Annotated in this window: 14 protein-coding genes; 7 read left to right on the top strand and 7 right to left on the bottom strand. The window is 67.9% G+C overall.

Annotation, left to right across the window (positions count from 1 at the left end; translation table 11 throughout):
• Positions 1–36: 36 nt before the first annotated feature.
• Both pepN and IGS69_RS11445 read right to left on the bottom strand, forming a co-directional pair.
• A complete protein-coding gene (gene pepN / locus IGS69_RS11450; RefSeq protein WP_190898777.1) occupies positions 37–2619 on the bottom strand; it encodes an aminopeptidase N in 2583 nt (860 codons plus the stop codon).
• Between the two features lie 205 nt (positions 2620–2824).
• Positions 2825–3844 (bottom strand): aspartate-semialdehyde dehydrogenase, encoded by a 1020-nt coding sequence (locus tag IGS69_RS11445; protein ID WP_190898775.1) that lies wholly within the window; start codon positions 3842–3844, stop codon positions 2825–2827.
• Positions 3845–4191: 347 nt separating this feature from the next.
• Here IGS69_RS11445 and IGS69_RS11440 point away from each other — a divergent pair, with 347 nt between their 5' ends.
• Entirely contained in the window at positions 4192–4746 is a 555-nt protein-coding gene (locus tag IGS69_RS11440) for an RNA polymerase sigma factor (RefSeq protein ID WP_385865289.1), read from the top strand.
• 1 nt (position 4747) lies between these two features.
• Positions 4748–5503 (top strand): hypothetical protein, encoded by a 756-nt coding sequence (locus IGS69_RS11435; protein ID WP_232543486.1) that lies wholly within the window; start codon positions 4748–4750, stop codon positions 5501–5503.
• An 82-nt stretch (positions 5504–5585) separates the two neighbouring features.
• Here IGS69_RS11435 and IGS69_RS11430 read toward each other — a convergent pair whose 3' ends face one another.
• Complete coding sequence (locus IGS69_RS11430; RefSeq protein WP_190898773.1) at positions 5586–8897, bottom strand: S8 family serine peptidase; 3312 nt, start codon at positions 8895–8897, stop codon at positions 5586–5588.
• A 225-nt stretch (positions 8898–9122) separates the two neighbouring features.
• Between IGS69_RS11430 and IGS69_RS11425 the strand changes: the two genes are divergently transcribed.
• From IGS69_RS11425 to IGS69_RS11415, 3 genes are all read left to right on the top strand, one after another.
• Positions 9123–9581: an NUDIX hydrolase gene (locus IGS69_RS11425; RefSeq protein WP_232543485.1), complete on the top strand. Its 459-nt coding sequence runs from the start codon at positions 9123–9125 to the stop codon at positions 9579–9581.
• A gap of 254 nt (positions 9582–9835) precedes the next feature.
• The gene (locus tag IGS69_RS11420) at positions 9836–11593 is read left to right on the top strand and encodes a TIGR03767 family metallophosphoesterase (RefSeq protein ID WP_190898771.1); all 1758 of its coding nucleotides are present in this window, start codon (positions 9836–9838) and stop codon (positions 11591–11593) included.
• 100 nt (positions 11594–11693) lie between these two features.
• On the top strand, positions 11694–12848 hold the full coding sequence (locus IGS69_RS11415; RefSeq protein WP_190898769.1) for a serine hydrolase domain-containing protein: 1155 nt from the start codon (positions 11694–11696) through the stop codon (positions 12846–12848).
• A gap of 126 nt (positions 12849–12974) precedes the next feature.
• On the opposite strand, the gene IGS69_RS11410 is transcribed toward IGS69_RS11415, so the two are convergent.
• The 4 genes from IGS69_RS11410 to IGS69_RS11395 all read right to left on the bottom strand — a co-directional run bounded on the left by IGS69_RS11410 (position 12975) and on the right by IGS69_RS11395 (position 16732).
• Positions 12975–15185: an ABC transporter permease family protein gene (locus IGS69_RS11410; RefSeq protein ID WP_190898767.1), complete on the bottom strand. Its 2211-nt coding sequence runs from the start codon at positions 15183–15185 to the stop codon at positions 12975–12977.
• Positions 15182–15889, bottom strand: a complete 708-nt coding sequence (locus tag IGS69_RS11405) for an ABC transporter ATP-binding protein (protein ID WP_232543484.1) — start codon at positions 15887–15889, stop codon at positions 15182–15184. Before IGS69_RS11405 ends, IGS69_RS11410 begins: the two co-directional genes overlap by 4 nt.
• A gap of 85 nt (positions 15890–15974) precedes the next feature.
• Positions 15975–16319 carry a hypothetical protein gene (locus tag IGS69_RS11400; RefSeq protein WP_190898763.1) on the bottom strand — a complete coding sequence of 115 codons (345 nt, stop codon included), beginning with the start codon at positions 16317–16319 and terminating at the stop codon, positions 15975–15977.
• A 74-nt stretch (positions 16320–16393) separates the two neighbouring features.
• The gene (locus tag IGS69_RS11395; RefSeq protein WP_190898761.1) at positions 16394–16732 is read right to left on the bottom strand and encodes a hypothetical protein; all 339 of its coding nucleotides are present in this window, start codon (positions 16730–16732) and stop codon (positions 16394–16396) included.
• Between the two features lie 755 nt (positions 16733–17487).
• Between IGS69_RS11395 and IGS69_RS11390 the strand changes: the two genes are divergently transcribed.
• Entirely contained in the window at positions 17488–23055 is a 5568-nt protein-coding gene (locus tag IGS69_RS11390) for a DUF6531 domain-containing protein (protein ID WP_190898759.1), read from the top strand.
• Positions 23052–23432 carry a hypothetical protein gene (locus tag IGS69_RS11385; protein ID WP_190898757.1) on the top strand — a complete coding sequence of 127 codons (381 nt, stop codon included), beginning with the start codon at positions 23052–23054 and terminating at the stop codon, positions 23430–23432. The genes IGS69_RS11390 and IGS69_RS11385 overlap by 4 nt, the downstream gene beginning before the upstream one ends.
• The last annotated feature ends 64 nt before the right edge of the window (positions 23433–23496 follow it).

Here is a 23496-nt window from a genome sequence, read left to right as displayed (position 1 = left end):
CCGGACGCCCCTTCCGCGGGCCGCTAAGCAGCCGGGCTACTCCCCGGCGGCCGCCGCGTCCGCCCGCTGGGCCCGCAGGGCGCGCTCCACACCGGCACGGGACTCCGAGACCAGACGGCGCAGGGCCGCGGTCGGCTCGGCGGAGGCCAGCCAGGCGTCCGTCCGGTCCAGGGTCTCCTGGGAGACCTGCACGGTCGGGTAGAGGCCGACGGCGATCTGCTGGGCCATCTCGTGGGAGCGGGACTCCCAGATGTCCTTGACCACCTCGAAGTACCGCTCCGCGTACGGGGCGAGCACCTCACGCTGGTCGGTCTGGACGAAGCCGGCGATGACCGCCTCCTGCACGGCGTTCGGCAGCTTGTCGGACTCGACGACCGACGCCCACGCCTCCGCCTTGGCCTCCGCCGTCGGACGGGCCGCCCGGGCCGTGGTCGCGTGGCGCTCACCCGCGGCCGTGCGGTCACGCTCGTACTCGCCCGCGATCTCCGCCTCGTCGAACCGGCCGACCGCGGCGAGCCGCTGCACGAACGCCCACCGCAGCTCCGTGTCGACGGCCAGGCCCTCGATCGTCTGCGAACCGTCCAGCAGCGCCTCCAGCAGATCGAGCTGCTCCGGCGTGCGGGCCGTCGCCGCGAACGCGCGCGCCCACGCCAGCTGGTGGTCGCTGCCCGGCGCCGCCGCCCGCAGGTGCGCCAGCGTCGCGTCGGTCCAGCGGGCCAGCAGCGCCTCGCGGGCGGCCGGGTCGGCGTACAGGTCGATCGCCAGCTTCACCTGCCGGTGGAGCGACTGCACCACGCCGATGTCCGACTCCTTGCCGATGCCGGACAGCACCAGCGACAGGTAGTCGCGGGCCGCCAGCTCGCCGTCGCGCGTCATGTCCCAGGCCGACGCCCAGCACAGGGCGCGCGGCAGGGAGGACTCGAAGTCGCCGAGGTGCTCCGTGACGAAGGCCAGCGACTGCTCGTCCAGGCGGACCTTCGCGTACGACAGGTCGTCGTCGTTGAGCAGGATCACGGCCCGGCGGTGCTGCCCCACCAGCTGCGGCACGGCCGTCAGCTCGCCGTCCACGTCCAGCTCGATGCGCTCCTTGCGGACCACCTTGCCGCTCGCCTCGTCGAGGTCGTACAGACCGACGGCGATGCGGTGCGGGCGCAGCGTCGGCTCGCCCTTGGCGCCGGCCGGCAGGGGCGGGGCCTCCTGGCGGATGGCGAAGGACGTGACGACCCCGTCGGCGTCCGTCTCGATCTCCGGGCGCAGCACGTTGATGCCGGCCGTCTCCAGCCAGGCCTTCGACCACGACTTCAGATCACGCCCCGAGGTCTCCTCCAGGGCGCCCAGCAGGTCCGACAGGCGCGTGTTGCCGAACGCGTGCGCCTTGAAGTACGCCTGCACGCCCCGGAAGAACTCGTCCTCGCCGACGTACGCGACGAGCTGCTTGAGCACGCTCGCGCCCTTGGCGTACGTGATGCCGTCGAAGTTGACGAGCACGTCGTCGAGGTCGTTGATCTCGGCCATGATCGGGTGCGTCGACGGCAGCTGGTCCTGGCGGTACGCCCACGTCTTCATGGAGTTGGCGAACGTGGTCCAGGAGTGCGGCCAGCGCGACTCGGGGTGGGCCGCCTGGCAGGCGATCGACGTGTACGTGGCGAACGACTCGTTCAGCCACAGGTCGTTCCACCACTCCATGGTCACGAGGTCGCCGAACCACATGTGGGCCAGCTCGTGCAGGATGGTCTCCGCGCGCACCTCGTACGCCGCGTCCGTCACCTTCGAGCGGAACACGTACTGGTCACGGATGGTCACCGCGCCCGCGTTCTCCATCGCGCCCGCGTTGAACTCCGGCACGAACAGCTGGTCGTACTTCTCGAACGGGTACGCGTAGTCGAACTTCTCCTGGAACCACTCGAAGCCCTGCCGGGTCACCTCGAAGATGGCGTCCGAGTCGAGGTACTCGGCGAGCGAGGGACGGCAGTAGATGCCGAGCGGGACGGACTGGCCGTCCTTCTCGTACACGCTGTGCACCGAGTGGTACGGGCCGACGATCAGCGCCGTGATGTACGTCGAGATGCGCGGCGTCGGCTCGAAGGCCCAGACGTTGCCCTGGGGTTCGGGCGTCGGGGAGTTGGAGATGACCGTCCAGCCCTCGGGGGCCGTCACCGTGAACTGGAAGGTCGCCTTGAGGTCCGGCTGCTCGAAGCTCGCGAACACCCGGCGGGCGTCCGGGACCTCGAACTGGGTGTAGAGGTAGGCCTGGTCGTCGACCGGGTCGACGAACCGGTGCAGGCCCTCGCCGGTGTTGGTGTACGCGCAGTCGGCGACGACCCGGAGGATGTTGCGGCCCCGGAGCAGGCCGGGCAGGGCGATACGGGAGTCCGCGAAGACCTCGGCCGGGTCGAGGGAGTCCCCGTTCAGGGTCACCTCGTGCACGGCCGGCGCCACCAGGTCGATGAACGACTCCGCGCCGTTGCCGTCCGTCACGTCGAAGCGCACCGTGGTCACGGACCGGTAGGTGCCGCCCTCCTGCGCGCCCGAGAGATCGAGTTCGATCTCGTACGACTCGACGGTGAGCAGCTGCGCCCGCCGCTGCGCCTCTTCGCGGGTCAGGTTTGTGCCAGGCACGCGGTCATCTCCTCGTTATGGGTGGGTTGCGCCATCTTTCCACGGCGGCTCCGCATCGGGCGACGACCGGGGCGTCATCGAGGGATACCCCTCTGGCGGCGAGGGTGCGCAGGCCCGGACGGGCCGGATTCCTCCCGACCGGAAAACGGCCGGGGCGGCCACGCTCCCTGGGAGGTGACCGCCCCGGCCGGGGTGTGCCGTCCGCCTACCGGGCGGAGAGCTCCGCCGCCACCAGCTCCGCGATCTGGATCGCGTTCAGGGCCGCGCCCTTGCGGAGGTTGTCGTTGGAGACGAAGAGGGCCAGGCCGTTGTCCACCGTCTCGTCGCGGCGGATGCGGCCCACGTAGGACGGGTCCTTGCCGGCGGCCTGGAGGGGGGTGGGGATGTCGGTGACGACGACGCCCGGGGCGTCCGCCAGCAGCTCGGTCGCGCGCTCGGGGCTGATCGGCCGGGCGAAGCGGGCGTTGACCTGGAGGGAGTGGCCGGAGAAGACCGGGACGCGCACGCAGGTGCCGGAGACCTTCAGCTCGGGGATCTCCAGGATCTTGCGGGACTCGTTGCGGAGCTTCTGCTCCTCGTCGGTCTCGTTCAGGCCGTCGTCGACGATGCTGCCCGCGAGCGGCAGCACGTTGAAGGCGATGGGGCGCTTGTAGACGCCCGGCTCGGGGAAGTCGACCGCCTCACCGTCGTGGGTGAGCTTGTCGGCGTCGGCGACGACCTTCTGCGTCTGGCCGTGCAGCTCGGCCACGCCCGCGAGGCCGGAGCCGGAGACCGCCTGGTACGTGGCGACGACCAGGGCCTGAAGGCCCGCCTCGTCGTGCAGCGGACGCAGGACCGGCATCGCGGCCATGGTCGTGCAGTTCGGGTTCGCGATGATGCCCTTGGGGCGGTCCTTGATCGCGTGCGGGTTGACCTCGGAGACGACCAGCGGCACCTCCGGGTGCTTGCGCCACGCGGAGGAGTTGTCGATCACGACGGCGCCCTGGGAGGCGACCTTTTCGGCCAGTGCCTTGGACGTGGCACCGCCCGCCGAGAACAGGACGATGTCCAGGCCGGTGTAGTCGGCGGTCGCCGCGTCCTCCACCGTCACGCCGTCCAGCTGCGATCCGGCGGAGCGGGCCGAGGCGAACAGGCGCAGCTCGGTGACCGGGAAGTTCCGCTCCTTGAGGATCCTGCGCATGACCGTGCCCACCTGTCCGGTGGCTCCGACGATTCCGACCCTCACGGTGACTCCCTCTCCTGCGTCTCTTCACGTACTCGTTGCTTGGCCGAGGCTTTTCCATCATGCGGCCGACCACGGCCCGCCTGTCCACTTCTTTCCCCGGTCTGCCCGGAGAGTGGGACGGCCTGTCCCACTCTGCGGGGGCGGACCTGCGGTGTCGACCCCGCTGAGCTGGAGGAATTCGTCCGACAGGGGTCGTGCGCCGCAAGCTCGCCTGCCCATGTCGTTCCCGGCCACACGGAAGTGTGATGTACGCCTCTGCCGTCCCGGCCGAACTCGCCGCGCGGTGAGCGAACGTTCCGGGGCGTGCCGGCGTCGTAGGAGAAACGACGTGAGGGGGGTGGCTTGTGCTGTTGCGCGGAAGGCCACGGCGCGGCCGGGAGGCGCACGCGGCGGCCGGCGGCGACCCGGGGGACGGGGCCGATCCGCTGGACGCGGCACAGGAGCGCCGGGTGCGGGCCGTGCTCGCGCTCGGCGGGGTGCCGCAGTCGGACCTGCCGGACGGGGTGCAGCAGGTCCGACTGCGGCTGCTGGAGCGGGCCGCCGGCGGCCGGGAGGCGCCGCGGGACGTGTCGGCGTGGGCGGCGGTCGTCGCCTCCAACCTGGCCATGGACTGGCACCGGGCCAAGCGCCGCCAGGAGCGGCTCGGGGAGCGGCTGGCCGCCCTGCGCCAGCCGGCGCACCCCTCCGGCGAGGACAGCAGCGTGCTGTCCGTCGCCGTCGCCCAGGGCCTGGACGAGCTGCCCGACGCCCAGCGGCAGGTCGTCGTCCTGCGCTTCTACGCCGATCTGCCGGTCCGGTCCATCGCCGAGCAGCTCGGCGTTCCGGAGGGCACCGTCAAGAGCCGGCTGCACACGGCCGTACGGGCCCTGCGCGCCCGCCTGCACGAGGACGAGGTGGTGTGACGTGACCGCCGGGTACGACAAGGACGGGCACGACGAGGCGGCGCTGATGGCGGCGATCACCGGCGAGGAGCCACCGCCCGAGGCCCGCGCGAGCGACGCCTTCATGGACGGGTACCGGTCCGCGACCGCGGACGTGGCGCTGCTGCGCGAGCAGCTGGGGCTCATCGGGCAGGCACTCGCCGAGCCCTCGGAGGCACCGGAACCCGAGACCGGCGGCGCCTCCGTGACCCCGCTGGCCGTCCGGCGTAAGCGGCCCGAGCCCCTGGCCCTCGCGCTGAAGGGCCTCGTCGCGGCCGTCGGGGCCGGTCTCGTGATCGGCATGGGCTGGCTCGTCGTGCAGAGCGACGGCATGAGCGCCGGAGACGACCAGGGCGGGTCGGCCGCCGCCGACAGCTCCGCCGGCCGGCCACGGACCGAAGAGGACGCCAAGCTCGGCCATGCCGGGTACCTCGCCTGTGCCCGGATCGTCGCCGAGGGCACCGTCGCCGAGGTCGAGACCGTTCCCGGCACCGGCCAGGACCGGATCACCCTCGACGTCGCGCGCTCCTACAAGCCCGACAAGGGCGGCAAGCGGATCACCTTCCCGATGGAGACCGGCGTCGAGCCTTCGCTCCGGGCCGGTGACCACGTGTTGGTAGGAATCTCCGGCGACCAGGCCGTGCCGGACCTGTGGACCACGGGGGAGAAGGAGATCGCCCGCGACCGGGCGTGGATCACCGAGGCCCTGCCCGCCTCGCGCACCATTCCGTGCCCATGACGGCGCGCACCTTCCCACGCCCGTGACAGCGCAAAGGGCGGGCGCCCTCACGGACGCCCGCCCCACAGCTGCCGCGGTACCGCTACGGCACAACCGTCTCGATCTTCACGCTGCCCACGCCCGCGACCGTGCCGCGCGCGTTGACCAGCTGGACCTGGCCGAAGAACTCACGCCCCTCGGGAGCGGCCGCCGCGGCGGTGACGCTGCCCGAGACCGTGGCGGAGTCGCCCGTGCCGAGCTTCACCGGAGCCGACCCGTCGACGGTGACGCTGCCGAGGGAGGCGGAGAAGAACACGTCCTGGTAGTCGTACTCCGTGGTGCCGGCGGGCACCGAGTAGCCGACGACCTCGATCGAGTACTTTCCGGCGGCCGGGGAGGGGATGGAGACCGACTCCTCCGAGTCGCCGTCGGCGGAGCTGCCGACCTGTGTGCCCGACGCGTCGTACACGGCGAGGTCCAGGTCCGCGGCGTTGTCCGAGACACCGCCGATGGCGACGTCCAGCGACTTGGCGCCCGCGGGCACCTCGACCGTCGTGGTCTGCGTCTCGCCCTGCTTGATGGCGGGGCGGGCCGCCTTGGCCGAGCCGAGCGGGCCGCCGACCAGCTTGCCGTCGAGCGCGGCGAAGCCGTTCGTCACCTTCCAGGAGGCGGCGGCCGGGGTGCCGACCTTCGCCTCGGGCACGGTCACGGTCTCCGGGTCGAAGGCAGCGCCGAGCACGGCGACGTCCAGCTGGTACGGGTTGTCCAGCAGCGGCGACGTACGGCGCGACTCGACCTCGATCTCCCAGACGCCCGGCTGCGGGTCGGCGTAGGAACGCACGTCCGGGCGGCAGGTGTTGGCCGGGTTGCTGTAGTTCGGGTAGCAGTTGATCGTCGACGTCGGGTCCGACGGCACGCCGTACGGGTGGATCGAGATGAACCGCGTCTGGCTCTTGTCCTTCAGCCCGCTCATCGCGACCTCGAGGGTCTTGGCGCCCTCGGGGACGGTGACGAAGTAGTGGTGCGAGCTGTTGCGCTGCACCGAGTCCTTCGCGGAGGTCGTGAACTTCAGCGGCGTGGAGACCACGACCGTGCTGAGGACCTGGCGGTCGATGCCTTCGGTCTTCGGGTCGTCGACCTCGAGGATCGCGCTCTTGAGACCCGCGGACCTCGGCGCGGCCTGGACCTTGACGGTCACCGGCTGGTTCAGCGGCAGCTTCACCTCGTCGGAGCCGACGACGCGGAACGTGCCGCCCGCGTTGTTCTCGAAGTGCAGCTCGTGCCGGATCGCCTTGTCGGCGCCGGACGTACGGGTCAGGGTGATCTCGTACGTCTTCTTCTGGCCGGCCTTCAGGCCGCCCTCACGGTCGTAGAGGCCCGTGCCGAAGCCCGGGGTCTTCAGGAACTGGTCGATCGCGGTGTCGACCGGCGCCTTGACCGTGTAGGTGTGGGCGGTGGCGTCGTCGCGGATCGAGTCCCAGGCGTCGGGGATGTTGATCAGGCCCGCGCCCTCCTCGTACGCCTGCACACCCTTGATGTGGTCGGCGGTGGAGGTGAGGGCCGTGCGCAGGGTCGCCGGCGTGAGGTCGATCTTCTTCTGCTTGGCGGCCGAGATCAGCAGCGCCGAGGCACCGGTGGCCTGCGGGGAGGCCATCGAGGTGCCCTGGAGCATCGAGTAACCGGCCGGCAGGGTGTAGCCCGCCTCGGCGACCGGGCCGCCCGGCAGCCAGGTCTGCGTGGTGTTGATCGCCGCGCCCGGGGCGGCCAGGGTCGGCGTGAAGCCGCCGTCCTCACGCGGGCCGCGCGAGGAGAACGGCATCATCGCGTACTTCTTCTCCACGACCGAGCCGTAGTTGGCGGCCCAGGTCTCCTTGGAGACGGACGCGCCGACCGAGATGACCTTGTCGGCCAGGGCCGGGTCGCCGATGGTGTTGGCGCCGGGGCCGGAGTTGCCCGCGGAGATCACCAGCTGGACGCCGTAGGTGTCGATGAGGCGCGTGTACAGCTCGCTGCGCGCGTTGTTGCCGTCGTTCAGGGCGGGCAGGCCGCCGATCGACATGTTGACGATGTCGACGCCGCGCTTGGTGACGAGGTCGATCATGCCCTCGGTCAGCGCGACGTTGGTGCAGCCGCCGGACCAGGTGCAGGCGCGCGAGGAGACCAGCTTGGCGCCGGGGGCCGCGCCGTTCATCTTCCCGCCGAACAGGCCGTTGGCGGCGGTGATGCCGGCGACGTGCGTGCCGTGCTCGGACTCGATGACGCCGATGTTGACGAAGTCCGACTTCCTTCCGACCCAGGAGCCGCCCAGCGGGTCCATGGGCACGTCCTTGCGGATCTCCACGACGAACGGCTGCCGCTCGGCGATGTCGGTGGCCGGGTTGTCGGTGCCGAAGTACCCGACCTGGTGGCCGTCCTTGTACGGCTTCATCGGGGCGTCGTCGCCGAAGTCGTTGTTGTTGTTCAGGTCGACCCGCACCGTGCCGGTCGCGGCGTCGTACAGCACGCCCCAGACGTCGGTGGTGTCGCCGTCGCGGTTGGCGTCGCCCTTGGCGTCGCCGCCGGTGGTGTACGACTCCCTGAAGAGGCTGACGGCGTACGAACCGGCCGGCGCCTTGTACGACTGGCCCTGGTAGGTGAAGGCCGGGCCGGACACGGCCGTGACCATCGGGCGCCAGGTGCTGTCGCCGTCGATGATCGGGTCGGTCGCCGTCACCCAGTCGACGATCTTCCGCTCACCGGTCGTCGTCTTCTGCAGCGCCGGGTGGCCGAGGTCCACGCCGGAGTCGAGGATGCCGATGGTGACGCCGCGGCCGTCCGCCTTCGGGTGGTCCTCGACGAAGTCGACCGCGCCCGTCTCGAAGGACGGGTTGTACGGGTTCTCCGCCGGGGTCTTCCTGCCCGGCGCGGGGTACGTGCCCTTCGCGGCCTGGGCGCCCTTGGCGGTGTCCGCGCTCGGCGTCGGGTCGTCCAGCGGGATCTCCTCGCGCAGGTCGATGCCGTGCACGGAGGACAGCTTGGCGGCGGCCGCGATCGCCGAGTCCGCCTTGGCCGTCGGGACGGTGGCGCGGACGTAGCCCAGCTTGTCGTCGGCCCGGCCCACCGAGCCGCCCTTGACCGCGTCCAGCTGCCCGGCGACCTGCTCGGTCTTCCCGGGTGCGGTGGCGATCATCATCGTGACGGTCTTGTCGCCGTCGGCCTTGGCCTCCGCGAGCAGGTCGGCGTCGTCCGAACCGAGCTTGGCGTGCGCGGACTTGACGCTCGGGTCCGCCGGGGCGTCCGTGCCCGGCCCGTCGGCGGAGAAGGCCATCGGGATCGGCCCGGCCGCGGAGAGCGCGGCCACGAGACCGGCGGCCACGGCGATGCGGGCCACGCGTCTCGGGCCCGATATCTGATCGCGCTGGGTGGGAGGGGTCATCGGCATCCCTTGTAGGTAAAGGAACGAGCGGGAAGCGACCGGGGCCCGATCGGCCGTGGTCGCGCACGGCCCGAACGGCAAGCCCGGACGATCGCACAGCCTTACGCAAGGGGAACTCCTTTGGGGAGGGTTGACCGAAACGAAATGGATGTATGGGGAAAACCCGCGATGCGATTTGTGAGCATCAGTCCTGAAGGTGGCGAAGAAATCGGTTAACGTCCCCAAGTGAGACAGAAGTTGAGGGTGGCGGCCTACGCCATATGCGTCCGGGACGGACAGATCCTCCTCGCCCGCTCGCCCGCCTGGGACGGCACGCCCGAGTGGGTCCTGCCGGGCGGCGGCATGGAGCACGGCGAGGATCCCTACGACACCGTCCGGCGGGAGGTGGAGGAGGAGACCGGGTACCGCGTCGAGGTGACCGGACTGCTCGGGGTGAACTCCTCGCACCGCGTCTTCCGCAACGGCTTCGGACCTCCCGTCGACCATCACGGCGTCCGGTTCGTCTACGAGGCCCGCATCATCGGCGGCGAACTGCGCAACGAGGTGAACGGTTCCACGGACCTCGCCGCCTGGCAGGACCTGGACGCCGTGCCCGGGCTGGTGCGGATCTCGATGGTCGACATCGCCCTGCGGATGTGGCGCGAACGCCCGGTCACCGGACGGCTGGCCGACGCCCTGGAGTAGGGCCTGACCGCACGGTGGTCCAGGTGCGGTACCCCGGAAGATGAACGCCGCGTGACCGGTCGCGGGCCGGATCCGGAGCGGGCGACGACGCGCAGGGCAGTCCGAGATCCACGTTCGGTGATCGGCGCCGCGCGTTGCCGCCTCGTTCACGCGCAGGTCATTCCCGGTGCCAACGATCCAGTACGAGCGGGGTGTTCACGTCGTGAACGCCCCGTGACCACTGCCGACGCGTTCGCACTCGGGGAGAGAAGCGCATGTCGCGCACACGCTCAGTCGCCGGCTCCGGCCAGGGCATCCACCGTCGTTCCGTCCTCGCCGCCACCGGCGCGGTCGCCCTCTCCGCGGGCGTCGGCTACGCCCTGCGGCCCAGCGACAGCCAGGCCGCCACCGCCGGGGAGGCCACCGGGGCCGTCGCCGCCTCCTCGCGCCGCGCACCGGCCGCGCCGCCGGCCCCCTACACCAAGGGCACCACCCTCGCCTCCGTCGCCACCCCGCGCGCCGGTTCCGGCTACCGGCGCCTGGGCGACGGGCCCGGCTGGCAGCGGGTCGTCCGCTCCGACCTGGCCGCGCCCCAGTCCGGCCGCGCCGGGCGCCGTACCGCGCTCGCCGCGTTCGTGCAGCTCACCGACCTGCACATCATCGACGCCCAGCATCCGCTGCGCCTGGAGTACCTGCGCTCGGCCGACATCCACGCCTGGCGGCCGCACGAGGCGCTGACCGTGCAGGGCGCGATCGCGCTCGTGGAGCGGATCAACGCGCTGCGCGGCGCCCCCGTCACCGGCGCCCCGCTGCACTTCGCCATGACCACCGGCGACAACACGGACAACAACGCCAAGTCCGAGCTGGACTGGTTCCTGAAGATCATGAGCGGTGGGCGCATCACGCCCAACTCCGGTGATCCGCGCCGGTACGAGGGTGTCCAGAACAGCGGCCTCAGGCAGTACTGGCAGCCCGACGCCGCCGTCCGCGACAGCGACAAGCAGGCCGGGTTCCCGCACCTCGACGGCTTCCTGAAGGCCGCCATCCGGGAGGTCCGCAGCCCCGGCCTCAACCTGCCCTGGTATTCCACGGTCGGCAACCACGACTCGCTGCCGATGGGCTGTTACGCCTCGCACGGCGACTCCTACCTCACCGAACTGGCCGTCGGCGGCAAGAAGCTGATGAACGTGACGGCGGCCGAGGCACAGCAGCTCCAGGCACAGATCAAGAAGGCCAGAGACCCCCAAGGCGTCCGCTACCACGACTTCCTCAAGTCCCACGCCCGCTCCATGCGTCCGGTCACCCCCGATGAGCGGCGCGCCCCCTTCACGCGGGCCGAGTACCTGAAGGCCCACCTGGACCCGGCCCACCGCGGCGTCGGCCCGGCCGGCCACGGCTACTCCTCCGCCAACCTGGACACGGGCACCCAGTACTACGCCTTCCGCATCTCCGACGACGTCATCGGTATCAGCCTGGACACCACCGACTCCGGCGGCCACTACGAGGGATCCATCGGCACGGCCCAGCTGACGTGGCTCGACAGGACACTGCGGGACAACGAGGACTCCTACGCGGTGATCTTCAGCCATCACACCAGCAAGACGATGACGAACCTGCGCACCGACCCGGCGAGGCCGAACGAGCGCCGCCACAACGGCCAGGAGGTCCTCGCCCTGCTCGGCGGCCACCCCAGGGTGCTCGCCTGGGTGAACGGCCACATCCACAAGAACGTCATCACCCCGCACTCCGCGTCCGGCGGCCGCTCCTTCTGGGAGATCTCCACCGCCTCCCACGTCGACTTCCCGCAGCTGGCCCGGGTCATTGAGCTGGCCGACAACAAGGACGGCACGATGTCCCTGTTCACGACGCTGGTGGAATCCTCGGCCCCGCACCGCACGGACTTCTCCGACCTCTCCCAGACCGGCCTCGCGGCCCTCTACCGCGAGCTGTCCCTCAACGCCCCCGGCGCGAGCACGACCCTCGGCGGCGACCCGAAGGACCGCAACACCGAACTGGTGCTCAAGAAGGACTGAAACCCGCTCAACCGCCCCGCGCCGGTCAACCCCCGGCAGGGCGGCCGGAGTCCCCTCCCCCGACACAACTCGATATGACGTGACAGGGGGAAACGGGGACATGAACAGACGCGCGCGTACGGCGGCCCTGACGGCGGCGACGGCGGTGGCACTGGCGGCGGCCCTCACGGCTCCGGCGGTGGCCGCGGGCCCGGCCGCCGCACACGGTGGCCACGACGCGACCGGGCGGGCCGTCCGGGCGGCGGTCGCCGACGGCGTCCCGGGCGTGACGGTGACGGTACGGCGGGGCCACGGCACCTGGGCGGCCACGGCCGGGGTGGGCAACCCGAAGACGGGCAAGCCGCGTTCGGCCCGGGACCACTACCGCATCGCCAGCATCACCAAGACGTTCGTCGCCACGGTCGTCCTCCAACTGGAGGCGGAGGGACGGCTGTCGCTCGACGACACGGTGGAGACGTGGCTGCCGGGCGCGGTCCGGGGCAACGGCAACGACGGCGGCCGCATCACCATCCGGCAGCTCCTGAACCACACCAGCGGCATCTTCGACTACCTGGAGGACCCGGGCTTCCAGCAGACCTACATGACCCCGGACGGCTTCATGAAGCACCGCTTCGACGAGGCGGCCCCCGAGGACCTGCTCGCCATCGCGATGAAGAACCGGCCGTACTTCGAGCCCGGCGCGTCGTTCGCCTACTCCAACACCAACTACCTCCTGGCCGCCCGGGTGATCGAGAAGGCCACCGGCAACGACTACGGCGCCGAGATCGACCGCCGGATCATCGCCCCCCTGCACCTGACCTCCACGTCCGTCCCCACCACCCGCGTGACGCTGCCCCGTCCCAGCAGCCGGGGCTACTCCCAACTGGCCAGGGAGACGACGGGCCCGACGTACGACGTCACGGAACTGAACCCCCGCCTGGCCTACGGCTCCGGCCAGATGGTCTCCAGCTCCGCCGACCTGACCCGCTTCTACTCGGCGCTCCTGCGCGGCCGGCTGCTCCCGCCCGAGCAGCTGAAGGAGATGAAGACCACGGTCGAGTCCAGCCGGGACACCAGCCGCTACGGCCTGGGCCTGGTCGACCGCAAGCTCAGCTGCGGCGTCCACGTCTGGGGCCACGACGGCGGGATCTACGGCTCGAACTCGGACGCGGTGACCACCGCGAACGGCCGCCACTCCCTCGCCGTCAACTTCAACGGCGACTGGTCGGGGAGCACCGACGCGATCATCGAGGCGGAGTTCTGCGGCGAGCGCTGAGGAACGGCAGGGTCTAGCACGGCCCGGGGCGGCCGGCCTGGTTCCGTGAGCCCCGAGATCTGGTGGGCTTCTCCCCAGCTCCCGCTGGGCCAGGTGACCTCGGGACAGATCCCCGACAGGTCAAGATCAGTCCAAGGTCGGCCGCCAGCGCAGCGCGGCCTCGTTCGTGGATCGCCAACCCCAAGCACACAGTGCGACGGCACACACTCCGGCTCCGACACCAAGAAGGACATATGTACTCCCTGGAACCGGAGCCCCGCCTTCGACGGTTATGGGCGTGGTGAGCCACATTGAGATGACGCTCCCCAACGCGGCCGCCAGTAGCGCGGGGAACAGCAAGGACCAGGCGACGACGGAACCGTTGATCCTGGTATCCCCGGCCAGCACGGACAGGGGAGCCATCTCGCGGCTGAAACGCAGGAGCTCGGCCAGTGCGCTGATGCCGATGGCCAGTACGGTCAGGCAGGCTCCGATCAGACCCAGCAGTCGCACCCACGCGGCCGAGGAGGCAAGGTCATTGGAGCCGAGCAGCCAGCTGTGACCCAGTGGATCGGCACTGGCATCCGCGGCCAGGTGTGTTCGCGCCAGTTCCCGAAGGAGAGGGAGAGAGAGGCTCTCTCCAGGATTGGAGACCGCGACGAGCGAGAGGGACTCTTCTGCTCGCGCCGTGGCTCCATACACCGGCCCCCGGGCAATGGTCACGATGCCGTCGCTCCCGGCCAGGCTCCACCGCGCGAGTTCCCGGACTCTGGGGTCGAGGCCGCTACGGGAGGGGTGGAACTGAGAACTCTCGCAGGGCAGCTCAAGCGCGCGAAGGGCATCACACGTCCCGCTGAGAGTGATCCTCCCAGGTGACTCATCAGTTGGTGGTGTCTGCCGCACGAGGAGCAGCTCAGTGTCCGCCGGCATTCCTGCAGCGAAGTCTCTTACCCGTTCAGCGTCAGCGTAGGGAGCGACGGAAAGCAGAGTCGATCCGATCCGGTCCTGGGTGTGCTTGGCGAGCGTCGCGTTCTGACCCAACAACCCAGTCCACAGATGTACTTGTGCAACCAACCCGATCATGACGATCAAAGCGGTCACAAAGCGGACCGTTCCGCGGGGTTTGGCGGACATCCTCCGTCCGGCAATCAGCAGACCTGGGAACCCCAACCGCCCGCCCGCATTGGCAAGCCGACCGCCGAGCCAACCGCAGAGCGCGCCGATGACGGCTGGCAGCGTTGCCAGCACAGCTGCCACGCCCAGGGCATAGACCGGAAGCCGAAGGTCGTCACCGGCCAACTCGGGTCCGCGCACGGTGAAGAGGAACGCGAATGGAAATACCCAGGGCCACCATGCAGGCAAGCGCTGAGATCCTGCTGTTGGCCTGACGGCCCTCGTCGACTTCCGTCCTTTGAAATGGAGGAGTACCGCAACCGTCAGCACGACGACAACCGCGGCGATGCCGACCCCTGCGAACCACGCTGCACAACGCTGTACGTCTTCTGCGCTGAGGGTGAAGTCGACCAAAGGAAAGGGGATGTCGAGAACCAATGCAGGGAGCAGCAGCGAAGCCGCGACAACGGCCCCAAGAGTGGCTGGAACTCCTGCTTCCCCTAGGGTATAGATGGCTCTGGCACGTCGGCTCGCGCCCATCGCTTCGAAGAGGGCCAGTCTGCGCTCGCGGGCCGCTGAACCAACGCGGGCGCTGACCACGACCAGCGCACCGGCCGGCAGCAGCACGAATCCGGCTACTCCGGCCGTGAGGACCGAGAGGTCCGGAACCGACATGCTCTCTCCCACGCCGGTGGCCGATCCTGCAGGCACACCGAATCCCGCAAGCGGGAGCATGTCCTGCCGGTCGAGCAACTTCGCTCGAGGCCGCACATAGGCAAAGCGCTCTTCTGGAGCCTGCAATCCCGCCTTTCCGATCGTGCCCGCCAGCTTCCCGTACCGGGTCTTGACCCCCTCCTGCGCCCCTGCCCTGATGAGAGCGGGTGAAAGTACGGCTTCACCTGGCTCGGGCCACTTGCTCAGGCCAGGCGGCAACGGAGCATCGCGAACGAGCGGTTCGATGTACGTGACAGAGTGCTGACGTCCTGCCACATCGTCACTGCCCCATGCCCACAGCGCCACCGCTTTGTCGCCCGAGCCCGGTTGAATGATATGGGGGGTGCGGGAGGTGCCTCGGATATCCCGGCCCTCGTACGTCGCGTACGCCAGGACCAGTCCGCTCAGTGCGAGCATCATCAGGCCGGCAGCCAGGAAGATTCCCCAGAATCGGATACGCCCATTTTCGGTGGACAACGCCGATGTACGCCCGGCGCTCAACAGCTGAATGGCAAGGGCCCGGCGCTTCACGCGGGAACTCCCGTCGCCTGGACCGTGCTTGGCGTGAGCGCTCCGTCCTGAAGAAGCAGTTGTCGCTGCGCCCGTGCGGCAACAAAGTTGTCATGCGTCACTATGACGAGGCCGCAATGCCGACGTTCCGGCAGGCTGTAAAGCAACTCCGCGACAATCTGCCGATTGGTCGAGTCCAGCGCACCGGTCGGCTCATCCGCGAGCAGCAAGGCGGGGCGGTTGATCAGTGCGCGAGCCACCGCAACACGTTGCCTTTCGCCGCCCGACAACGACTCCGTCCCCACAGTCGTATCCCCGACGTTCAGTTCGTCCAAGAGCTCCGCTGCTCGTGAGAATGCTTCCGCTCTCGGCAGGCCGGCGAGCATCCCTGCGATTGCAACATTCTCCGTGGGAGTGAGTTCCGGTAGAAGTTCGCCCGCCTGAAACACCATGCCCACCGATTCGCGACGGTGCCGGAGCATTTTACGGCCGGACAGCCGCTCCAGCTTCTTGCCGCACAGCGCCACAGACCCGTTGTCCGGTCTGATCAATCCCATGATGCACATGAGGAGGGTTGACTTACCGCTGCCGCTGGGTCCGGATATTGCGACAGATTCTCCAGGGTTGACTCGCAAGTCAACGCCCTGAAGTATCAGTCGGTCTCCTGCTTTGTACTCGAGATCAGAGATCTCCAGTACCTCGCCTTTCGCGTTCAACTTCTCCACTTTCGGACATTGCAATTTAGATAGAGAGAGTCGCGCGAAGAGGTGCTGACGCACACTTCGCGCGACTCCATGGAAAGTCATTACATCAGTCGTTGTCCCAGGCGCTGCAATCATCCGGCCAACGGTTGATGTACTCGCAGGCCTTTATGCGCCATATTTGGTTGGTCTTGTACGCGCTCTTGTTCGAGTACCCCTTGCCTCGCTTCTCCCACAAGTTGTAGACGTCTTCGGCGAAGAACGGATAGCTGTACTGAGCCTTTACGGGGTGGCCATCGGCCTTGATGTCGGAGATGTTTGCGTAGTGTTGTTGGCTTGACGTAAAGGCGTGGGCCCCGTCGGTCGCTGCGTCGATCTCACCGGCAAATGCAGGCGTGGACGCGGTGAGCGCCGCCGCCGCGATCAGACCGGCCGCCACTTTCTTGATTTTCAACGAAAACCTTCCCTGTACTCGATTTTCAGAGTGCATTAATTGAGTCCTGCGAAGTGTATAAAAGCTGGGTTGCGTCAGTCGTTGTCCCAGGCGCTACAGTCGTCAGGCCAGTTGTCGATGTACTCGCAGGCGCGGATCTGCCAGATCTTCCCCCCGTATCCGCTCTTCGCGGTATGCCCGTACCCGCGCTTCTCCCACAGAGTGGACACGTCATCCTGCGGGAAGTTTCGTGAATACTGAGCCTTTACCGGGTGACCATCCTTCGCCGTGTCCTTGACGTTTGCGTAGTGGTCGGAACCAGACGTGTAGGCATATGCGCCATCAGTCGAAGCGTTGATCGCAAACGCCGGCGCGGACACAGTCAATGCAGCTAGCGCCAGCGTAAGGGCGGTCCCTTGCCTGAGGTTAACCATTCTTCTCTCTTTTTCGCTCGAATATGGGCGCACGATTGGAGATCACAGCACCGGATAAACCGGCGAGGGCCCCGCACGGATATTACCCAATTCACCAAATTGGGTATGAAGCATGGATTGCTGTCCACTCGAACAGGATTCCAAACGATGATCATCGGAAGGGGTAAGGCGCTGACCCTGGGTCGACGAGGTCACCGGCGCCCTGGCGCGGCTCGAAGCCTCATGAACTGGCTGAACAGCGCGCCCGGACCCCATAAGTAAGGTTCACTGAAACAGCAAGGAAGATCATCGATGGCGCGGGCTTCGCTGTAAAGATGCCGCGATGCCAATGGCTGAAAATGCGCCCCCTTGCTGCAGTGGGGTAGCGGAAGGGACGTCAGGTCTCACCACTCCGACCGTCGCTCCTGGACTGGGTGACTGGCGTCGGGCCTGGGCCGAAGAGCGCAGGCGCGGCACGAATCGGATCTGGCTGAAGAGCGTCTGGATCGCACTCGCCCCCTGGGGGTGTGGATGCCGAGGCTCTCCGAGGTGCCACCTGGTTGACCGGTCCTCCCCACCTGCCGGTACAGGTGCCGTCCGCGCGAGTGACCGGATCGAGCCAGGACGGACTGTATGTGCGGGATCCGCCTGGCGTGGATGCACCTGCGAACTCTTCGGCTCGGTACAGGAGTTGCCGGAGTCCGCGCCTTATGTACGGTGCATGCCAATCAGCCAAAGTGGCAGCTGCCTCTTGCCGGTCGAACCATGGGGCGTACATGATCTTGCACTTGTGTGTGAGGCGTGTCGTCTTATGTGGTTTTCGTGATAGGGGTGGGGGAGTGCTGACGTTTTCGTCTGCACGGGTGCGGTCGCTGATTGTGCTGCTGGTGCTGTCCGTTGTGGCGGGTGGCGGTTGGCTGATCAAGGTGGCCACCGACAGCACCGCCAGCGTTGGTGCCAGTAACGAGGCCCGATACCGGGGCCCGCAGCCCGCCGCGCACCACAAGCCCGTCACGCCGCAGGAGCGGCGGGCGCAGACGAAGGACCGGGCCAAGCCGAGCAGGGCGCGGGCCCTGCCGACGACGAAGAGCAAACCGGCCACGGCAGCGCAGATCAAGCTGCTGAAGCAGAATCAGCGGCAACTGCGAAAGCCAGGACTCATGTCCTCGCGTGTTCCGGCCACCCGCCGCAGTCCTGGCGGCAGCATCGACCAGGCCTCGTTCGCCGCCGGCAGCGACGCGGCTTCGTACTCCAGCGGTGCCCTGTATCAGGTGACGGCCGACCCGTTCGGTAACGCCGCCGCGCAGCAAGGCGGTTGGCTGATGGCACTCGGCAACCACATCGGTGCGGCTGTGCCGGGCGAGCCCTTGCAGGTCTCCGCGGCGATCTGGCAGTCCGGAGGCGCGGACACCGAGGTGCACCCGGTGAAGGTGCGCTGGAAGGTGGACTACTACGGCTGTCGCCTGAGCAACGACGACGTTCAGTTCGTCGACTTCGGGCAGACGGTCCAGGCGCCGACCTTGAACACCGACAAGGTGTTCCCGGTGGTGAACGCGTCTTTCACCGTGCCCACCACGGAGTGCACTCAGCAGGTCCCCAGCTTCACCATCTGGGCTTGCACGACCGTGACGGACGACCCCACGGACACCGAGTCCTGCGGCTCGTACAACATGTTCTACATCGTGCCGTCCCTGCCCGAGGGCGCGGCATGTGCCGCGGTGTGCGGTGACGCCAGTGGTGCCGCCGGTACGACGGTGATGCGTGCCGACCCCGTGAATACGGCTACCGGCGCCTTCACGGAGGTGTTCACCGACGCCGAGGTCCCGGCTCCCGGCGTTCCGTTGCAGCTCGGACGCGTCTACTCGTCCGACAACACCGAAACCGGAGCGCTCGGCAAGGGCTGGCAGGTGCCGTGGGAAACGCGGCTGAAGATCGAGGCCGACGGTGATGCGGTGTTGGTCGGGGAGGGCGGCACCCGGCACACGTACATCAAGAAGTCTGGTGGAGCCTTCACCGCCCCAGGTCAGGCCCGCTCCAAGCTGGCAACCGATGGCAGCGGCTACACGCTGACGACCGCCGAGCAGTCGACGTACGCCTTCAATGCCAATGGCCAGTTGACCGCAGTCAAGGACCGCACTGGCCGCGGCCTGTCCCTGACGTACACGGGCGGCAAGCCCACCACCATCACGGACGCGGTCGGCCGAGCAGCCAAACTCGCTTATGCGGGTGACCGGCTGGACACGGTGACGCTGTCCGACGGCCGGGTGGTCGACTACAGCTACACGGGCGACCGGCTGACCGGCGTGACAGCCCTGGACGGCGAGACGGAGTCCTACGGGTACGACGCCTCTGGCCGGGTCAACAAGGTGACGAACGCCCGGAACAAGCAAGTCACGTTCAACACGTACGACACGCAGGGCCGGGTCGCATCCCAGACGGACGCCTTGGGGCACGACACGAAGTTCACCTACTCGAGGAACGGTGTCTTCGACCAGGTCGACGTCACAGCTCCGGACGGCGGCGTGTGGACGGACGTCTACTACAAGAACGTCCTGTTCACGCAGATCGACCCGCTGAACAACAAGAGTTACTACCGCTATGACAAATTCTTCAACCGCACGAGCACGATCGATGCGGAGATCCGCGAGACCAAGTGGGAGTACGACACCCAGGGGCGTCTGAAGAGCCGGTCCAATGCCTCGTCGGATGAGGAGTGGACGTACGACGCCAAGGGCAACGTGGCCACCTACACGGACGGCGAGTACAACGACTACATCTTCGGCTACACCACGGCCAACCAGGTCAGCACCGTCAAGGACCCGCTCGGCAAGACGACGACGTACGGCTACAACGCCACCACGGGGCTACTGGAAACCGTCACCACACCGCGTGGCAAGACCACGAAGTACGGCTATGACACCGACGGCAACCTGACGTCGGTCACTACCCCGAAGGGCAACAGGACCACCTACACCTACTTCCCATCGGGACAGGTGAAGACGGTCGTCGACCCTCGTGGCAACCTCACCGGCGCGGACCCGGCCAAGTACACGACCGCCTACACGTACGACCCCGCGAACCGTGTCAAGACAGTCACCGACGCGCGTGGCAACACCACGTCCTACGACTACGACGAGCTCGGCAACCTTCGCACGGTCACGGATGCCGCCAAGCGCGTCACGGCCTACACCTACAACGACGCGGGCCGCCTGAAGACGATCACGGACCCGGCGCTGAAGCAGACGGTCCTGGACTATGACCCGGTCGGGAGGCTCGGCAAGGAGACCAACCGTCGGGGCGCGACCGTCACCTACGCGTACGACAAGGCCGGCAACCAGATTCAGGTGGTGACCGCCCGCGGCAACGCCACGGGTGCCGACCCGAAGCAGTACACCTGGAAGGTCGGATACGACAAGGTCGGCAACCGCAAGACCGTGACCGACCCGCTCGGCAAGACCACCGCCTTCACCTGGGACGCGGACAACCGGCCGCTGTCGGTCACCGATCCACTCAGCCACACCCGCAGCGTCACCTACGACGACAACGGCAGCGTCGTGAAGACCACCGACGGCCTCGGCCACGGCATGACGCTGGACTACGACGACAACAACCGACTGAAATCGTCGAAGACCTGGGCCGGCTACCTCACCACCTACGAGTACGACGACGACAGCCACCTGGCCGCCGAAGTCTCCCCCGAAGCCGAGCGCACCACCTACACCTACGACGACGACGGCAACCACGCCACCACCGTCGACCCGCGCGGCAACGTCACCGGCGCCGACCCGGCGAAGTACACCTGGAAGTACGGCTACGACGCGGCCGGCAATCCCACGTCTTCCACCGACCCGCTCGGCCACCAGCGCAAGACCGGCTACGACGCCGTCGGCAACGTCGGCTCTGTCACCGACGCCCGCAACAAGCAGACTGTCTACGAGTACGACGAGCTCAACCGACCGAAGAAGGTCACAGCCCCGGACACCGGAGCGATCGCCTTCACCTACAACAAGGCCGGCTTCCTCGAGACCAGCACCGACGCCAACACGCACACCAGCACCTACGGCTACAACGACGAAGGCCAGCTGACGTCGGTCAAGAACCCGCTGGGCAAGACGGTCGCCTATGAGTACGACCTCGACGGCAACCGCACCAAGTACACCAACGCCCGCGCGCAGACCATCACCACCACGGTCGACGCGCGCAACCTGCCGACGAAGATCACGTACTCCGACGGCACCGCGGCTCAGACGTACGGCTATGACGACGCGAGCCGCCTGAAGACCGTCACCGACGCCACCGGCAGCCGCACGCTGACGTACGACGACGACGACAAGATCCAGACGATCACGTCACCGGGCGCGACGAAGCCGTTCACCTACGTCTGGAACACCGACGACACCCTCAAGTCCCGTGCCTACCCGGACGGTCGGACCACAAGTTACGGCTACGACAAGGTCGGTCGTACCAAGACCCGGACGACCAACTCCAAGGCCGTCTCCTACGGCTACGACAAGGCGGGAAACCTCACCTCGGTCACCCTGCCCACCACCACGGCCCGCAGCGAGACGCGCGCGTACGACGAGGCCGGACGCCTGGCAACGCTGACCTCGCCCACCGTCAGCAACACCTTCACCTATGACGAGAACAACCGTCTGGTCGGCGACAAGCCCGGCACGGGCTACCCGACCCGCTACGCGTACGACGACGCCGGTCGCATGACCCGCGTGTGCACCGACACATCCGCCACGTCGTGCCTCACAGGCGCCGCCGGCACCTCGTACGGCTACGACAAGGTCGGCAACCTCAAGACGGCAGCGAGCTCAAGCTCCACGACCACCTACGCCTACGACGACGGCGACCGGTTGCAGTCGACGACGAGCGGCACAACGACCACGAGCTTCGGTTACGACGACGACGGCAATCAGACCAAGGACGACGACGGCACGTACGCGTACGACCCATCGGGCCGCCTTAAGTCCGCGACCATCGGCACCAACACGTACGGGTTCACCTACGACGCCGACGGCAACCGCACCACGGTCAACAAGAACAACGCGCTCGCCGGAACATCCCGCTGGGACATCAACAACCCGCTCCCGCAGCTCGCCACCGACACCAACGCAGCCGGCGCCCTGCTCGCGGACTACCACTACGACCCCGACGGCACGGCCCGCTCCATGGACCGCACCGCCGGCACCTACTACTTCACCCAGGACCGCCAGAACTCCACCAGCGCGGTATACGACGCAGCAGGCACGGACAACTACCGCTACACCTACAGCGCCTGGGGCTCCCCGACCGGCAAAGCCACCATCACCGGCGGCCAAACCAGCCCCTTCGGCTACACCGGCCAGTACAAGGACCAGTACCTCCCCGACCGTCTCCAGCTCCGGGCCCGCTCCTACGACACCGCCCAGCGCCGCTTCACCACCCAGGACCCGATCCCGTCCGCCGCGGACAACCCCAACCAGTCCCCGTACAACTACGCCGACAACGACCCAGCCAACCTGTCAGATCCGTCCGGCCAGTGCCCGATGTGCGTTGGCGCTCTTATCGGCGGTGTCGTCGGCGGTGGGGTCTACGCCCTCAGCCACAGGGACGACTTCGACTGGGGCGACTTCGCTGCCGCTACGGGACAAGGCGCAGTCGTCGGAGCAGTCGGCGGTTTCCTCGCCCCGGCCGGCACCGCGCTGGCCACACAGCTGGGGCTGCAGGGCGGACGAGCTCTCGGCGTTGCCGTTGTCACCGACGCGGCCATTGGCATGGGGCTCACATGGGCCATCAACACCGCGCAGTGCCAGCCGACGACACCTACCGACCTGCTCGTCGGAGCGCTGACTGGCGGTTTGGGTAATCTGATCAAGCCTGCTTGGGGCGCGCTCAGAATCGGCAGCGTGGCTGGAGGCGCCGAAGGGAGCCGAGCGGCCGCAAGGGGCGCCGCGTCCGCAGGGAGCGGCAAGCTCGTACTCGCCACCGACCAGTTCGGAGTCAACGCATCGAAGGCCTTGTCCAAGGAGGGTTACTATGACGTGATCATCCATGGCGCCAAGGACAATTTTGCCTTCGTATCAGGGTCGGCGGAGCGCGTCAGCCACCGGACTGTTGCGAACCTCGTCAGGAAAGACCCGGGATGGGACGGTTCGCCGATCCGCCTGATTGCCTGCAATACGGGATCGTGCGGAGCTACTTCCGCGCAAAACCTGTCGAACTCCCTGGGCGTCAAGGTGTTGGCTCCGACCGAAATAGTCTGGGCCAAGGGTAACGGCGTTTTGCGTGTCTCTCCAAAGCCGTACGGAAAGACTGGCGAGTGGAAGTTGTTTCAACCGGGAGGGAACAAAGGATGAGCGAAAAGCTCCGACCGGCTGGGTTTTACAGCGACACGGAATTCGGGGAACCTGGCCAGCCGACGCTTGCCGACTCCCGCGGCAAATATGCGGGCCCCGTGGAATCCATCGCTTCGTACCTTCGGAACGCGCATCAGATTACGGTTTCTGGCGTCGGAGTGTATGACGAAGTCGACCCTGACAGGCCGTTCGTCGCGGAACTCAGTGTTCAAACGGACGGGGTTTGGTTCTGGCCCAGCTCATATCCGTACTACGTCGAAAAGTACCGGGTTCAGGTGCCTGAAGAGCTACTCAAGCTTGCTAGCTCACGAGGATGGCTACCGCCTGTGTTCCCAGATGACGCTGACTTCGATGACCGAATTCCCTTCGGTGACTGACATCCTCACGGTGCACCTGCGCAAGAACGAGGTGGTGCTTGCATGTAGCGCCCTTTGCCCGGCT

Origin of the sequence: Streptomyces tuirus, from assembly GCF_014701095.1 — a bacterium.
Classification (GTDB): domain Bacteria; phylum Actinomycetota; class Actinomycetes; order Streptomycetales; family Streptomycetaceae; genus Streptomyces; species Streptomyces tuirus.
This window is presented reverse-complemented; position numbering and strand designations above follow the sequence as displayed.

Excerpts from the sequence above, each read along its gene's own strand:
- IGS69_RS11415 (WP_190898769.1), top strand. The coding sequence starts at position 11,694 with ATGAACAGACGCGCGCGTACGGCGGCCCTGACGGCGGCGACGGCGGTG.
- IGS69_RS11395 (WP_190898761.1), bottom strand. The coding sequence starts at position 16,732 with ATGGTTAACCTCAGGCAAGGGACCGCCCTTACGCTGGCGCTAGCTGCA.
- IGS69_RS11430 (WP_190898773.1), bottom strand. The coding sequence starts at position 8,897 with ATGACCCCTCCCACCCAGCGCGATCAGATATCGGGCCCGAGACGCGTG.
- IGS69_RS11420 (WP_190898771.1), top strand. The coding sequence starts at position 9,836 with ATGTCGCGCACACGCTCAGTCGCCGGCTCCGGCCAGGGCATCCACCGT.
- IGS69_RS11385 (WP_190898757.1), top strand. The coding sequence starts at position 23,052 with ATGAGCGAAAAGCTCCGACCGGCTGGGTTTTACAGCGACACGGAATTC.
- IGS69_RS11390 (WP_190898759.1), top strand. The coding sequence starts at position 17,488 with ATGATCTTGCACTTGTGTGTGAGGCGTGTCGTCTTATGTGGTTTTCGT.